Annotated in this window: 10 protein-coding genes; 8 read left to right on the top strand and 2 right to left on the bottom strand. The window is 72.0% G+C overall.

What is annotated here, in order from left to right; translation table 11 throughout:
- Positions 1–6: 6 nt before the first annotated feature.
- Together ACFVN3_RS14160 and ACFVN3_RS14155 are read left to right on the top strand one after the other, a co-directional pair.
- Positions 7–1,014: an electron transfer flavoprotein subunit alpha/FixB family protein gene (locus ACFVN3_RS14160; RefSeq protein WP_378233530.1), complete on the top strand. Its 1,008-nt coding sequence runs from the start codon at positions 7–9 to the stop codon at positions 1,012–1,014.
- A gap of 269 nt (positions 1,015–1,283) precedes the next feature.
- Positions 1,284–3,419 (top strand): PhoX family protein, encoded by a 2,136-nt coding sequence (locus ACFVN3_RS14155; protein ID WP_378233529.1) that lies wholly within the window; start codon positions 1,284–1,286, stop codon positions 3,417–3,419.
- Positions 3,420–3,491: 72 nt separating this feature from the next.
- Here ACFVN3_RS14155 and ACFVN3_RS14150 read toward each other — a convergent pair whose 3' ends face one another.
- Positions 3,492–4,538, bottom strand: coding sequence for an aminoglycoside phosphotransferase family protein (locus ACFVN3_RS14150; RefSeq protein ID WP_378233528.1), 1,047 nt, complete (start codon positions 4,536–4,538; stop codon positions 3,492–3,494).
- A gap of 214 nt (positions 4,539–4,752) precedes the next feature.
- On the opposite strand from ACFVN3_RS14150, the gene ACFVN3_RS14145 reads away from it, so the two are divergent.
- Both ACFVN3_RS14145 and mnmA read left to right on the top strand, forming a co-directional pair.
- Positions 4,753–6,024, top strand: a complete 1,272-nt coding sequence (locus ACFVN3_RS14145) for a cysteine desulfurase family protein (protein ID WP_378233526.1) — start codon at positions 4,753–4,755, stop codon at positions 6,022–6,024.
- Entirely contained in the window at positions 6,021–7,187 is a 1,167-nt protein-coding gene (gene mnmA / locus ACFVN3_RS14140) for a tRNA 2-thiouridine(34) synthase MnmA (protein WP_378233525.1), read from the top strand. The genes ACFVN3_RS14145 and mnmA overlap by 4 nt, the downstream gene beginning before the upstream one ends.
- On the opposite strand, the gene ACFVN3_RS14135 is transcribed toward mnmA, so the two are convergent.
- On the bottom strand, positions 7,160–7,588 hold the full coding sequence (locus ACFVN3_RS14135) for an ester cyclase (RefSeq protein ID WP_378217038.1): 429 nt from the start codon (positions 7,586–7,588) through the stop codon (positions 7,160–7,162). The genes mnmA and ACFVN3_RS14135 overlap by 28 nt on opposite strands.
- Positions 7,589–7,761: 173 nt before the next feature.
- Here ACFVN3_RS14135 and ACFVN3_RS14130 point away from each other — a divergent pair, with 173 nt between their 5' ends.
- From ACFVN3_RS14130 to ACFVN3_RS14115, 4 genes are all read left to right on the top strand, one after another.
- A complete protein-coding gene (locus ACFVN3_RS14130) occupies positions 7,762–8,811 on the top strand; it encodes a hypothetical protein (protein ID WP_378233524.1) in 1,050 nt (349 codons plus the stop codon).
- 64 nt (positions 8,812–8,875) lie between these two features.
- A complete protein-coding gene (locus ACFVN3_RS14125; RefSeq protein WP_378233523.1) occupies positions 8,876–11,290 on the top strand; it encodes a phosphotransferase in 2,415 nt (804 codons plus the stop codon).
- 169 nt (positions 11,291–11,459) lie between these two features.
- Positions 11,460–12,233 carry an HAD family hydrolase gene (locus ACFVN3_RS14120; RefSeq protein ID WP_378233522.1) on the top strand — a complete coding sequence of 258 codons (774 nt, stop codon included), beginning with the start codon at positions 11,460–11,462 and terminating at the stop codon, positions 12,231–12,233.
- Entirely contained in the window at positions 12,230–14,707 is a 2,478-nt protein-coding gene (locus tag ACFVN3_RS14115) for a glycoside hydrolase family 65 protein (protein ID WP_378233520.1), read from the top strand. Before ACFVN3_RS14120 ends, ACFVN3_RS14115 begins: the two co-directional genes overlap by 4 nt.
- Positions 14,708–14,899 lie beyond the last annotated feature (192 nt).

Raw genomic sequence — 14,899 nt, 5'->3', positions numbered from 1 at the left:
CCGCACATGAGCACCCCCGGGACCCGTACCGTCCTCGTCCTCCTCGACTCCGCCGGCACCGAGCTGCGCTCGCCCGTGCTGGAGCTGATCACCGTCGGCCGCGCGCTCGGGCGCGTCGAGGCCGTCGCCCTGGAGGCGCCGAGCGTCGACGTGCTCGCCCAGCTCGGCGCCTACGGCGTCGCGCTCGTGCGCCAGGCCGAGCCGTCGTCGGGCGGCGAGGTCGTGACCGGTGACGCGCTGCACCTGACGCCCGTCGTGGCCGAGGTCCTCGCCGCCGCGACGCGCGCGTCCGACGCGGACGCCGTCCTGCTCACGTCCTCCTTCCCGAACAAGGAGGCCGCCGCGCGCCTCGCGTTCCTCACCGAGGCGGGCCTCGTCGTCGACGCGTCCGCGCTGACCGACGGCGGCACGCACCTCGTCGCGGACAAGCGCGTGTTCGCGGGGTCCTGGGACGTGCGCAGCGAGATCGTCACCGACCCCGCCGTGCTCACCCTGCGGGCGAACTCCGTCGTCCCGCAGCCCGCGGAGGCCGCCGTGGCGACCGAGGTCGGCGCGCTGCGCCTCGAGCTCTCGCCTGCCGCGACCGCGGCGCGCGTCGTGTCCCGCACGGTCGACGAGGCGGCCGGCGCGGGGCGCCCGGCGCTCGGCGAGGCCGCGATCGTCGTCGCCGGAGGCCGCGGCACCAACGGCGACTTCGGTCCCGTCACCGAGCTCGCCGACGCGCTCGGCGCGGCCGTGGGCGCGACGCGCGACGCCGTCTACGAGGGCTGGCACGACCAGTTCGTCGGGCAGACGGGCGTGACCGTCGCTCCGCGGCTGTACATCGGCGCGGGCATCTCTGGCGCCCCGCACCACCGGGGCGGCATGCAGGCGTCGCAGGTCATCGTCGCGGTGAACAACGACCCGGAGTGCCCGCTGTTCGAGATCTCGGACTTCGCGGTCGTCGGCGACCTCGCGGACGTGCTTCCGCAGGCGGCCGAGGTCCTGCGCGAGCACCGGGCGTCCCAGGGCTAGGGCCCCGGAGGCCCGGTGGGTGCGGTCTCCCGCCGCCGCGGCTCGGCGCGGGAGACCGGGACGACGCGCTCCATGCACACGAGGTCGGGACGCGCGTCCCAGGACCACCGTGTCCCGTGCGCCTCCGGGACACGGCTCAGGGGGCGGACAGCCGGTGCCGAGAATTCACCCGGTGTCCTCCGGGTGGTGGCCGGCCGGTCATCGACCGTTCCTAGCGTCGGGCCGACTCCCCGGTGACGGGGAAGCCCCCCGACCTGTGGAGACGACCGATGACGATCACGCCTGCCCCCGAGCATCGCCCCCTGCTCTCCGTCGCGCCGCACGCCCGCGGCAAGCGGAGCCCCGTCACCTGCCGGCTGAAGTGCGCGGACGCGTGCTCGCACCCGGTCCCCAACGAGAGCGCCAACGAGACGTTCCGCGACGTGGTCGCGGGCGCGATGTCGCGCCGCGCGCTGCTGGGCGGGCTCGCGGTCGGCGCCGCGGCCGTCGTGCTCGGCGCGCAGACCGTCGGTGCCCCGCCCGCCGCGGCCCAGGCGCTGCCCGCCCACGGCGGCGGTCACGGCGGAGGCCGCCCGCAGAAGGGCCTGGCCTTCGGCGCGATCTCGCCCCAGCCCGCCGCACGCGACGCGTTCGTCGTGCCCGAGGGCTACCGGTGGCGCCCGGTGATCCGCTGGGGCGACCCGATCTTGCGCGGTGCCCAGCCGTTCGACGTCGCGCGCCAGACGCCCGAGGCCCAGGCGCGGCAGTTCGGCTACAACAACGACTACCTCGACATCCTGCCGTTCGAGCGCCAGCACGCCCTCGCCGGCGCGCAGGGCCGGGGCAAGGGTCCGGGCCGCGGCACGCGCGGCCTCCTCGTCGCCAACCACGAGTACACGAACCCCGCGATCATGTTCGACGCCTCGTACGACGCCGCGACCCGCCGCGCGATCGAGCGTGCCGCCCACGGCATGTCCGTGGTCGAGGTGCGCCGCCGTCGGACGGGCACGCCCTGGGACTACGTCGCCGACAGCCGGTACAACCGCCGCGTGCACATGACGACCGAGTTCCGCCTCACCGGACCCGCGGCCGGCTCGGACCTCGTCCGGACCGTCGCGGACCCGTCGGGCACGCGCGTGCTCGGCACGCTGAACAACTGCGCGGGCGGCACGACGCCGTGGGGCACCGTGCTGTCGGGCGAGGAGAACTACAACGGCTACTTCCGCACGTCGGGCGCGGGCCACGACGCGCGCTACGGGCTGCGCGACGCCGCGACGGGCTACGGCTGGGAGCTCGACGACCCGCGCTTCGACGCCCGCAACCCCGGGTACGAGAACGAGCCCAACCGCTTCGGCTGGATCGTCGAGATCGACCCGTACGCCCCCGACGAGCCGCCGGTGAAGCACACCGCGCTCGGTCGCTTCAAGCACGAGGGCGCCAACGTGATCCTCTCGCGCCGCGGGAACGCGGTCGCGTACATGGGTGACGACGAGCGCTTCGACTACGTGTACAAGTTCGTCTCGTCGCGCACGATGCGCCCGGGGAACAGCGAGGCGGCGCGCCGTCACAACAAGACGCTGCTCACCGAGGGGTCGCTGTACGTCGCGCGGTTCCGCGGCGACTCGCCCGCGTCCGAGATCGACGGGTCGGGCGCGGTGCCGTCCGACGGCGCGTTCGACGGCCGCGGTGAGTGGGTCCCGCTCGTCGTGGACGGGCGCAGCGCCGTCCCGGGCATGAGCCTTCAGGAGGTGCTCGTCTACACGCGCGTCGCCGCGGACCAGGTCGGGGCGACGAAGATGGACCGCCCCGAGGACGTCGAGCCCAACCCGGTCACGGGTCGCGTCTACGTCGCGTGCACCAACAACACGTCGCGCGGGCCCGCGGCGGTCGAGGCCGCGACCGAGCCGAACCCGCGCAACACCAACCGCGACGGGCACGTCGTGGAGATCGTCGAGGACCGCGACGACGCCGCGTCGCTGACGTTCCGCTGGAACCTGCTGCTCGTCGCGGGCGACCCCGCCACGAACACCTCCACCTACTTCTCGGGCTACCCGAAGGAGAAGGTCTCCCCGATCTCCTGCCCGGACAACCTCGCGTTCGACGCCGAGGGCAACCTCTGGATCTCGACCGACGGCCAGCCGAGCACGATCCAGAAGTGCGACGGGCTGTTCAAGGTCACGCTCGACGGCCGCGAGCGCGGCCGTGTCGAGCAGTTCCTCTCGGTGCCGCGCGGCGCCGAGACGTGCGGGCCCCTCGTGGACTCGACGGACCGCATGGTCTACGTCGCGGTCCAGCACCCGGGCGAGGACGGGTCGTTCGACGCCCAGGCGTCGTACTTCCCCGACTACCTGACGCCGGGAGCCCCGGTGCCGACGGGTGCCTTCGCGGGGCCGCGCCCGTCCGTCGTCCAGGTCTGGCGCGACTGACGTCTCCTGACCCGCGGAGGGGTCCGGCGCCGCGACGGCGCCGGGCCCCTTCCTCGTCCGCGGAAGGGACTCTCAGAGGCCGAGGTGCTCCAGCCAGGCAACGGCCGCGACGCCCTGGGCGCGCTGGAACGCGCGCAGGCGGGGGATCGTCGGGACGGCGGGCTTGCGGGCGGAGTGCAGGAAGTAGCCCGCGATCCCGGCGACGACCGAGCGCAGGTCCGCAGGGTGCACGTCGCGCCCGAGGGGGTGCGCGGCGAAGGTCGACGCCGCCCACGCGCCGCCGCGCGCGCGGCGGGCCGCGTCGGCGCTCACCGTGACCGGCTCGCAGACGTCCACGACGCCCTGCATGACGACGCTGGGCAGGAACATCGCGAGGTCGAGCCAGGCCGCGCCGCGCGACGCGTGCGGCCAGTCGACGAGGTAGACCTTCTCCGGCGTGAGCAGGACGTTGTCGGCGCGCAGGTCGCCGTGCACGAACGACTCGCCCTCGCACGCCACGAGCGCCCCGCGCTCGGCCTCCGCGAGCGCGTCGAGGTGCGTGGCCGCCCAGGGCGCGACCGCGGGCAGGCGCGGGTCGGGGTCCGCACGGAGCGCGCGCCACCCGGTCGCCATCCCGGCGAAGTCGGGCCCGGTCGGCGGCAGGCGCATCGCGCGGGCGCCCGGGACGGCCGCGACGCGGACGAGCGTGGTCAGGACCCGGTCGAGCTCGTCGGGGTCCCAGGGCGTCGTGGGCACGTGCCCGTCGACGACGTCGAAGGCGAGCGCGATCCAGTCGCCGTCCCCGTGGCCCCACGCGAAGCGGGGGGCCGGCACCTCGCGGGGCAGCCGGGTCGCGATCTTCGCCTCGGCACGGTGGAGGTTGGCCGCCACGGGCTCGTCCGCGGTCCGGGCCGCCTTGACGAAGAGGCGGGTGTCGTCGTCGAGCGTGAGGACGGACGCCAGGCCGGGGCTGAACCCGGCGGAGATCGAGCGCTCCTGCACGACCCGCCCGCCGGCGACGGCCTCCAGCTCGTCGCGCAGCGCGAGCGGCAGGTCTCCCCAGAGCAGGCGGCCGCCGCCCGAGGCCACCGGGACGTCCCCGGCGGCCTCGACGGCGGGCGGTGCGGCGTCGTCGGGCATCGAGATGCCACTTCCCCTGTCGGTGGCTGGACGGTCTCGTCCTCGGCACGTTTCCGTCCCGCGGCGACGTGTGGCGCGCGACGGCGGTCCTGCGACCGGGACGAGCGCCCGGCGACGGCCGGGCGCAGACCTCCCACAACCTAGCGCTTCTCGCCGGGATGTCCAGCGCCGCCCACCCCTCGGACCGCGAACGCCGTGACGGTTCGTAGACTGGGTGACCGTGACCCACCCATCCGGCCCTGTCCCCGCGGCGGCCGCGTACCTCGACCACGCCGCGACCACGCCGCTGTCCGCGGCGGCGCGCGAGGCGTTCGTCGACGAGCTGTCGCGCACCGGCAACCCGTCGTCGCTGCACGCCGCGGGCCGCGCCGCCCGCCGCACGGTCGAGGAGGCGCGCGAGTCGATCGCCGCGGCGCTCGGCGCACGCCCGAGCGAGGTCGTGTTCACCGCAGGGGGCACCGAGGCGGACAACCTCGCGATCAAGGGCCTGTTCTGGGGGCGGCGCACGACCGACCCCCGCCGGCGGCGCATCGTCGTCTCCGCGGTCGAGCACCACGCGGTGCTCGACCCCGCGTTCTGGATGGCGGAGCACGCGGGCGCGGAGATCGTCCTGCTTCCCGTCGACGGCGACGGCCGTGTGGACGTCGCGGCGCTGCGCGCGGAGATCGCCGAGCACGCGGACGAGATCGCGCTGATCTCGGTCATGTGGGCGAACAACGAGGTGGGCACGCTCCAGCCCGTGCAGGAGGTCGTGCAGCTCGCGCGCCCGCACGGCATCCCGGTGCACTCCGACGCGGTCCAGGCGGTCGGGCAGGTCCCCGTCGACTTCGCGGCCAGCGGCCTCGACGCGATGACGGTGTCCGGGCACAAGCTCGGCGGCCCCGTCGGCGTCGGCGCGCTCGTCGCGCGCCGCGACGCCCCGCTCACCCCCGTGCTGCACGGCGGCGGCCAGGAGCGCGGCGTGCGCTCCGGCACGCTCGACGCGCCCGCGATCCGCGCGTTCGGCGTCGCGGTCGCCGAGGCCGTCGCGCACCGCGAGGAGCGCGCGGCCCACCTGAGGGGCCTGCGGGACGCGCTCGTCGCGGGCGTCCGCGACCGCGTCCCCGACGCGGTGCTCAGCGGTCCCGAGCCGGGGTCCGGCGACCGTGCCGCCGCCCGCCTGCCCGGCAACGCGCACTTCACGTTCCGCGGTGCCGAGGGTGACTCGCTCCTCTACCTGCTCGACTCCGCCGGCGTGCAGGCCTCGACGGGCTCCGCGTGCCAGGCCGGCGTGCCGCAGCCGTCGCACGTGCTGCTCGCCATGGGCGTGCCCGAGCACGACGCGCGAGGTGCCCTGCGGTTCACGCTCGGCGTCACGTCCACGCCCGACGACGTGGCGCGCCTCCTCGACGCCCTGCCCCCCGCCGTCGAGCGCGCGCGGGCCGCGGGGCTCGCGTCCGGCCCGACCCGCACCGCGGTCCCCAGCCGTGCGGGAGGTGCCGCGTGAGGGTGCTCGCCGCCATGTCGGGCGGCGTCGACTCCGCCGTCGCCGCGGCGCTCGCGGTCGAGGCGGGGCACGAGGTCGTGGGCGTCCACATGGCGCTGTCGCGCAACCGCGACCAGTTCCGCACCGGCTCGCGCGGGTGCTGCTCGATCGAGGACGCGGGGGACGCGCGGCGCGCGGCCGACGTGCTCGGCATCCCGTACTACGTGTGGGACCTCTCGGAGCGGTTCGAGGACACGGTCGTCGCGGACTTCCTCGCGGAGTACGAGGCGGGTCGCACGCCCAACCCGTGCGTGCGCTGCAACGAGCACATCAAGTTCGAGGCGCTGCTCGACAAGGCGACGGCGCTCGGCTTCGACGCCGTCGCGACCGGCCACTACGCGCGCGTCGTGACGCGCGAGGAGGGCGACGTGTCCGCCCCGGGCGGCGTGCGCACGGTGCGCGAGCTGCACCGCTCCCCGAACACCGCGAAGGACCAGTCGTACGTCCTCGCGGTCATGGGTCCCGAGCGCCTCGCGCGCGCGATGTTCCCCCTCGGGGACTTCGCGTCCAAGGACGAGGTGCGCGCCGAGGCGGCGCGACGCGGGCTGTCGGTGTCCGCGAAGCCCGACTCGTACGACATCTGCTTCGTCGCCGACGGCGACACCCAGGGGTTCCTGCGCGACCGCCTGGGCGCGCGGCCGGGCGAGATCGTCGACGCCGAGGGGACGGTGCTCGGCGAGCACGACGGTGCGTACGCGTACACGGTCGGTCAGCGCAAGGGCCTGGGCATCGACCGCCCCGCGCCGGACGGTCGTCCGCGGTACGTGCTCGACGTGCAGCCTGCGAGCAACCGCGTGGTCGTCGGGCCGGCCGAGCTGCTGAGCGTCGACCGCATCGAGGCCGGCGCGGCGGTCTGGTTCGACGACGCGCGCCCGGCGGCGGGGGAGCAGGCCGACGTCGAGGTGCAGGTCCGCGCGCACGGCGCCCCGGTCGCGGCCCGGGTCCGGGCCGTCGGCGACGCGATGGAGGTCGAGCTCACGGGGACGCCGCTGCGGGGCGTCGCCGCCGGGCAGTCGCTCGTCGTCTACGCCGGCCCGCGCGTGCTCGGTCAGTCGACGGTGGACCGGGCCTACCGCGCCGCGGCGCGACCGGTCGCTCAGCCGACGCCGACGGGCGCGGGGTGAGCCAGCGCGCGCACGAGCGCGGACTCGTCGCGCACGCACCAGTGCTCGGCCTCCTGGCCCTCGGCGAACCGCAGCACGTGCATCTCGCGCACCCGGAAGCGGCGGCCCGTCGGGGCGACGCCGCGGAAGAACCCGGTGTGCCGCGCGCTGAGCTCGACGTGCAGCGCGACGAGGTCACCCTCGGCGACCGCGTGCAGGACCTCGACGCGCTGGTCCTCGAAGGCCTCGTCGTACCAGTGCATCGTCGCGAGGAGGGCGTCGGCGCCGCCCTCGCAGCCGGGCGACGTGTCGTGGTTGCGGAACCCGGGCGCCAGCAGCGTCGCGAGCGCGTCGCCGTGGTTGCCGGGGATCGCCCGCGTGTGCACGGCGACCGCCGTGGCCTTGTTCTCGTGCGTGCCCATGTCGGAGCCCTTCCGCACACCCTCGTGCTCGGCGGCCGCGCGGCCCCCGGACCCCGGCGGGGTCGTGGCACGGCTCGGTTTCCCAGTGTGCTCCTGGAGAGAGGTGGTTGGCACGTGGTTCGTGACGAGAGGTCGGGCGGCGCCCGGGTCGAGGGCTCGCGCGGAGGTGCGGCGTGACCGCGGTGAGCGGGCTCGGCCCGTGGCCCGGCGGCGAGGGCGCGGACGTGCTGGAGGCGCAGCTCACGGTGCTCGGTGATCTCGCCGAGGTCCCCACGGGCGTGCGCGGGGTCCCTTTCCTCGTCCAGCTCCCGGGGCGGGGCCCCGGCGCGGACGCGACCGGGCGGACCGCCGCGCTGCTGCCCGGCCTCCCCGTCGAGCTGGGGCCCCACGGGTGGAAGCTCGCCGACCACGGGGGTGCGGACCTGCGCCGGGCCGACGCGTACCTGCGCGAGGACCTCGAGGCGCTCGCGATCGCGGGAACGGGGTACTCGGGGCCGCTCGCCGTGACCGTCACCGGGCCGTGGACGCTCGCCGCCGACCTCTACCTCGCGCGCGGCGACCGCGTGCTGTCCGACCCGGGAGCGGTGCGCGAGGTCGTGCAGGCGCTCGCCGTGGCGGTGGGGGAGCACGTCGCGCAGGTGCGCCGGCAGGTCCCCGGGGCGGACGTCGTCGTGCAGGTCGACGAGCCGCTGCTCGCCCAGGTCGGGACGGGCGTGCTCCCGTCGTTCTCGGGCTACTCGCGCCTGCGCGCGGTCCCCGGCCCGGACCTCGTGGACGGGCTGCGGCCCGTGCTCGACGCCGCGCGCGCCGCGTCGGCGTCGACGGTCGTCCACGTGGGACCCGCGTGGGTGGGCGTGGCGCCCGTCGTGCTCGCGGGCGCGGACGCCGTCGGCCTCGCGCTCGGCGCGTGGGACGAGCGGCTCTGGGAGACCGTCGCCCGTGCCGTCGAGCGAGGCGTCGGCCTGTGGGCCGCGCTCCCGCCCGCGAAGGTGTCGCAGTGCGCCGGGCCCGCGCTGGGCGAGCTCGCCGACGCGGTGAGCGTGCCGTGGCGCCGCATCGGGCTCCCGCTCGCCGCGCTCGACGACGTCACGCTGCTGGGTGCCGCCCGCGGCGCCACGGGCGGGCCGGGCCGCGGCGTCGCGGGCACCCCCGACGAGCACCGCGCGCTGCTCGCGAACCTGGGTCGCGTCGCCGAGGTGCTGGCCGAGGCTGCCTCCTCCTGAGCACAGGGGGTGAATACGTGCCCGTCTTGCAGACGCGGATAGGCGCACATGGCAACATGGGCTCATGCCGATGAGCGATGCGGATCTACGACGATTCGCAATTCTTGATGAGCCAATGACTGGCAAGGGCAAGCGCGGGCTCCTGATAGAGCAAGTGCGCAAATCCGACTTTACGATCGAGTACGTTCTAGACCCGCACCCGTATGAGTCTTCCGTGTCGCTACGAGCGGGGGATACTTTTGGCCTATTCCTAAAGCCTGGGGCCACGGCACGACGACTCTTCGGCCTTGACCGTGAAGTTCTCCTTTGGTGCTCGACGTTTGGGCAGTTCCAGGCGCGGGACATCGAGGCAATCTCGAAGACGATTGAACAGCACGGTGCGCGCCTGAGTCGGCACTTTGCGATTCTCGTGACACGATACGATCCAAAGTCGCGAAACGCGCTTGAAGCGGAATCGGGTTCGCAGCACACCCTGGTTCACATTTCTCTGGACGATCTGGTCCGACAACCGCTACAGGCGCTTCTCGCAAAGCACCTGTACGCGCGCGACGTGTTCGACGTTGCCGGTGCGGCTGTTCGATCAGCCGACTTTTTTGGTCGGCGAGAGCTCGTGGACATGCTTGCAGGAGAAGTCGAGAACGGATGGAGCCAGATCGGACTCTTCGGGCTTCGAAAAGTCGGAAAGACCAGCCTACTTAACCGACTCGCGGATAAGTTGCAGAATTCTTCAAAGGTCAGTGTTGCGCGGCTGGATCTACAGTGGTCCACAGCAATCAGTCTGGCTCCGGAGTATACCCTTTGGTCGCTCGGGTCCTCGATATACGCGTCTCATAAGGCAATCAGGGCCCTCGGTGGATTTCGCATGCTGGGCCGACACGCAACCTTTTCAGAACTAGCTGACCCGAGCTCAGTCTGGGAGGATTTTGCCCACGACATGCGGCTCTTGGCCACAAAGTCCAAGCGTAGAGTATGCATTCTAATCGACGAAATAGAGCGCCTATACGAGCGACCGAAGGAGACGCAGTTCACGCGGGTGTTTAGAATATTACGAGGCCTAGATCAGCAACATCCAGGGCGCTTTCGAATAGTTTTGGGCGGAACAAGTCCAGAATGTGTTGAGAATGGATTCGTGTTGGACGAGGACAACCCGTTGTTCAACTACGTCAAGGTCGAGTATGTCGGGCCGTTGAGCGACGCGGATTCTGCCGATCTCCTAAGGGTGCTGGGTCGCCAGGTCGGGCTCTCGTTTCATGAAGACGCAATCGGCCTCGCCATCGAAGAGTGCGGCGGGCATCCTGCACTTCTTCGTGCGCTGGGATCGACTATTCATCGAACGTCTCCGGCCCGAGAGACACTAGCGGACGTATCTAGGACTCAAATCTCGTCGGTCCTCCCGCAGTTCTCGCAGCGCGCCACACCCCTTCTCGACCAAATGCTCGCCGCCTTGGAAGCGCAGCACCCGGACGAGCATTTGATCCTCAATTCTCTGGCCCACGGCCGGGTGTTTGAATTCCGGGAGTATGCAGAAATCTCGACGAACGAGGTGGCTCGTCTTCGAGCGTATGGTCTGCTTGCGCAGCACGGAGAGAGCCTTGCCATGCGCCAACTGCATTCGCGCATGATCGCCCAGAAGAGCGAGGTTGAGCGGAGTCGGGGGCAGGTGATGTACGGTCCAGGCGACGGCCTAGGGAAATGGTCGGTCGCGGAGTGTATTGCATCGGGAGGGAGCGGCGACGTTTATCGCGCGACGTCGGCCGGCTCCGAAGTGGCGATTAAGGTGTTTCGTGGTGCGAACTTGGAAATGCTTCAGCGCGAAGTGGACGTTTTGCGCGAGATTGAGCACACTAATATCGTGCGGTTCTTGGATGCAATACGTACCGAAAATGGCCATCCCGCACTCGTGACAGAGTACCTTGGCGGGGTAGACGCCTCTCGATACTGCTCACCTTCTTCTCGCCCTAGTTTCGCAGACTGGCGTTCTTGGCTTGCGCTGATGCTCGATGCGCTAGACTCAATGCATCCGCGCGTTTCTGAGGTGCGCGTCCTTGAGGCTCGAGATGAACTGACCAGCGAAGAACTGGTCCGTTGGGATCGGGCCAGGCATGGCTATGTGCACCGCGACATCAAGCCAGAGAACGTGATAATCGTGCCAAATCGTGGACCTGTGCTGGTTGACTTCAACATTGCTTCGCGTGCCGGCGCTCCAGTTCTCACGGTTTCTGGAACTAATGGGTACCAGGCTCCCGCAGGGGTTCGATGGGAACCAGCGGTCGATCTCTATGCTCTCGGGGTCATGTTCTTGGAACTGGCTACAGGAATTCGGGTTCATTCGGCGTCAATCGATGAGTTAAGAATCGGTGCGGAGACATGTGTGGGGTCGGCAGGGTTGACAGTCGTTGACATGCTTCTTGATTCGCCTGAGTCCGAATGCACCGCAAGGCAGGTTCGAGACCGGGTCCTGAAGCTCAACGTTAGATAGTTGGGTGTTCGGCTCGACTAGGTGGTGCTTCCCGCAGACCGGTCGTCGTGCGTACGCTTGACCTCGCGCGGCGGTCACGACGGCGACGTGCGGACGGCCGCGCCCCGGCTCTCCGGACGGCACGGACGTGGCCCGGCGCCGACCCGTCCCCTCACCGCGAAGGACCCCCATGCCCTTGCTGCGAGCCGTGCTGTTCGACCTCGACGGCGTCCTCACGCCCACCGCCGAGATCCACATGCGCGCCTGGGAACGCCTGTTCGCGCCCTACTGCGCGGCCCACGGGCTCGCCCCGTACGCCGCCGCGGACTACTTCGCGTCGATCGACGGCAAGCCCCGGTACGACGGCGTCGCGACGTTCCTCGCGTCGCGCGGCGTCGAGCTGCCCCGCGGGGACGCGTCCGACGCCCCCGGCGAGGACACCGTCGCGGCGCTCGGGAACCGCAAGGACGAGATCGTCAACCGCATGTTCGCCGAGGAGGGCATCGCGCCCTACCCGGGCTCGGTGCGCTTCCTCGACGCCGTGACGGCGGCGGGGGCCGCGGTCGCGGTCGTGTCGTCGTCGCGCAACACGCCCGCGGTCCTTGCCGCGGCCGGGCTCGCGGACCGGTTCGAGGTCGTCGTCGACGGGAACGTCGCGGCGCGCGAGCACATCGCCGGCAAGCCGGCCCCCGACACCTACCTGCGAGCGGCCGAGCTTCTCGGCGTCCCGGCCGCGGAGGCGATCGTCGTGGAGGACGCGCTCTCGGGCGTCCAGGCCGGCGCCGCCGGGGACTTCGGGCTCGTGCTCGGCGTCGACCGGGGCGTGGGAGCCGACGCGCTGCGCGCCCACGGGGCGGACGTCGTCGTCACCGACCTGGGCGAGCTGGACGCGACGCTCCTCGACCGCCCGCGCGCCGCCGCGGCGTCGACCACGACCGCACGACCCGACGAGGAGAGCGCGTGATCCGCAAGACCGCCGACGAGCAGAGCACCGTGGACCGGCTGCGCTTCCCGGCCGAGCCGTGGCGGCTCGTCGAGTCGCAGTTCTCCGCCGAGGACCTCGGCGTGACCGAGACGCTCTTCGCCGTCGCGAACGGCTACCTCGGCATGCGCGGCAACGTCGAGGAGGGGCGCGAGTCCCACTCGCACGGCACGTTCGTCAACGGGTTCCACGAGACCTGGTCGATCCGGCACGCCGAGGAGGCGTACGGGTTCGCGCGCGTCGGGCAGACCATCGTCAACGTCCCCGACGCGAAGGTCATCCGGCTGTACGTCGACGACGAGCCGCTCCTGCTGCCCGTCGCGGACCTCGTCGACTACGAGCGGTCGCTCGACCTGCGCGACGGAGTCCTGCGCCGCGAGCTGCTGTGGCGCACGCCGTCGGGCAAGCGCGTGCAGATCCGCTCCGAGCGCATGGTGTCGTTCGTCGAGCGCCACCTGGCGATCATGACGTTCGAGGTCACGCTGCTCGACGCCGCGGCACCCGTGGCGATCTCGTCGCAGATCCTCAACCGCCAGGACGGCCAGGACGAGTACCACGTGCGCTCCGCGTCGCTCGGCGAGGGGTTCGACCCGCGCAAGACCGACCAGTTCTCCGGTCGGGTGCTCCAGCCGCAGTCCCAGTGGGGCGACGACGAGCGGCTCGTGCTCTCCTACCGCGCCACGAACTCGGGCATGACGCTCGCCGTCGCGGCGGACGACCTGCTCGAGACCGAGAACGAGTGGGACGTCCGGACGCAGGTGGACGAGGACCTCGCCAAGCACGTGTTCCGGGTCCACGCCGAGCCCGGCCGGCCCATCCGGCTCACCAAGCTCGTCGCGTACCACACCTCGCGCGGCGTGCCGTCGCGCGAGCTCGTCGACCGCTGCCGCCGCACGCTCGACCGCGCGCGCGAGACCGGCGTCGAGGGCCAGGTCGCGCTCCAGCGCGAGTGGCTCGACGACTTCTGGGCGCGCTCCGACGTCGAGGTCCCCGGCCAGCCCGGCGTCCAGCAGGCCGTGCGCTGGAACCTGTTCCAGCTCGCCCAGGCGACCGCGCGCGCCGAGGGCAACGGCGTCCCCGCCAAGGGGCTCACCGGCTCCGGGTACAGCGGGCACTACTTCTGGGACACGGAGATCTACGTCCTCCCCTTCCTCACCTACACGAGCCCCCGGTACGCCCGCAACGCGCTGCGCTTCCGCTACCAGATGCTCGACGCCGCCAAGCGGCGCGCGGCGGAGCTCTCGCAGAAGGGCGCGCTCTTCCCCTGGCGCACGATCAACGGCGAGGAGGCGTCCGCCTACTACGCGGCGGGCACCGCGCAGTACCACATCGACGCCGACGTCAGCTACGCGCTCGTGCAGTACGTGCGCGCGACGGGCGACGTGGACTTCCTGCGCCGCGAAGGCGTGGACATCCTGGTCGAGACCGCACGCATGTGGGAGGACCTCGGGTTCTGGCGCGCGAACGGCGACGACAACTTCCACATCCACGGCGTGACCGGCCCCGACGAGTACACGACCGTCGTCAACGACAACCTCTTCACCAACGTCATGGCGCGGTTCAACCTCCGCGCGGCGGCGATCGTCGTCGAGCGCATGAAGGCCGAGCACCCCGAGGACTACGCGCTGCTCGTGGACCGGCTCGGGCTCGGCGCGTACGAGGCCGCGGAGTGGGTCCGTGCGGCCGACCACATGTCGATCCCGTACGCCGAGAGCATCGGGATCCACCCGCAGGACTCGCACTTCCTCGAGCGCGAGATCTGGGACCTCGCGCACACGCCCGCGAACAAGCGGCCGCTCCTGCTGCACTACCACCCGCTCGTCATCTACCGCTACCAGGTGCTCAAGCAGGCCGACGTGGTGCTCGCGCTGTTCCTCCAGGGCCAGCACTTCACCGCGGAGGAGAAGCTCGCCGACTTCGAGTACTACGACCCGTTGACCACGGGCGACTCGACGTTGTCCGGCGTCGTGCAGTCGATCGTCGCGGCGGAGGTCGGCTACCACGAGCTCGCGATCGAGTACTTCGTGTCGTCGCTGTTCGTCGACCTCGCCAACCTCCACGCCAACGCGGCCGACGGCGTGCACGTCGCCTCCGCGGGCGGCACGTGGTCCGCGCTCGCGTGCGGGTTCGGCGGCATGCGCGACTCCGACGGCGAGCTGAGCTTCGACCCGCGCCTTCCCCAGGACTGGGAGTCGCTCACGTTCCGCGTCCAGTGGCACGGGTCGCGCCTGCGCGTCACCGTGCTCCCCGACGCGATCGAGCTCGACGCCGAGACCGGTGACGGCGCGCAGGTCACCGTGCGCGGCGAGCGCGTCAAGGTCGTCCCGGGCGAGGTCACGCGCGTCGCGCTCGACGGCCAGGGCCCGGTGAAGCCCGGGCGCCCGAGCCTGCGTGCCCTCTCCGGCAACCGCCGCGACGACGGCACCCTCATCACGGCGACGGTCCCGCACTCCTGACCTCACGCCGAGGGAGAGCCGTGGTTCGCCGAGGTAGAGCCCTAGCTCCGCGAGGTAGAACCGTGGTCACGTGAGGTAGAACCTTGGTTGCGCGAGGTAGAACCGTGGGCCTTGGGCCCGACGACGGGTGGTTGCGTTGGGTGGGCGGGGTGGGTGGTGGTGCCGCGTCTACCATCCGCCGCTCGTTCCTCG

Origin of the sequence: Cellulosimicrobium sp. NPDC057862, assembly GCF_042797035.1 — a bacterium.
Classification (GTDB): Bacteria; Actinomycetota; Actinomycetes; order Actinomycetales; family Cellulomonadaceae; genus Cellulosimicrobium.
This window is presented reverse-complemented; position numbering and strand designations above follow the sequence as displayed.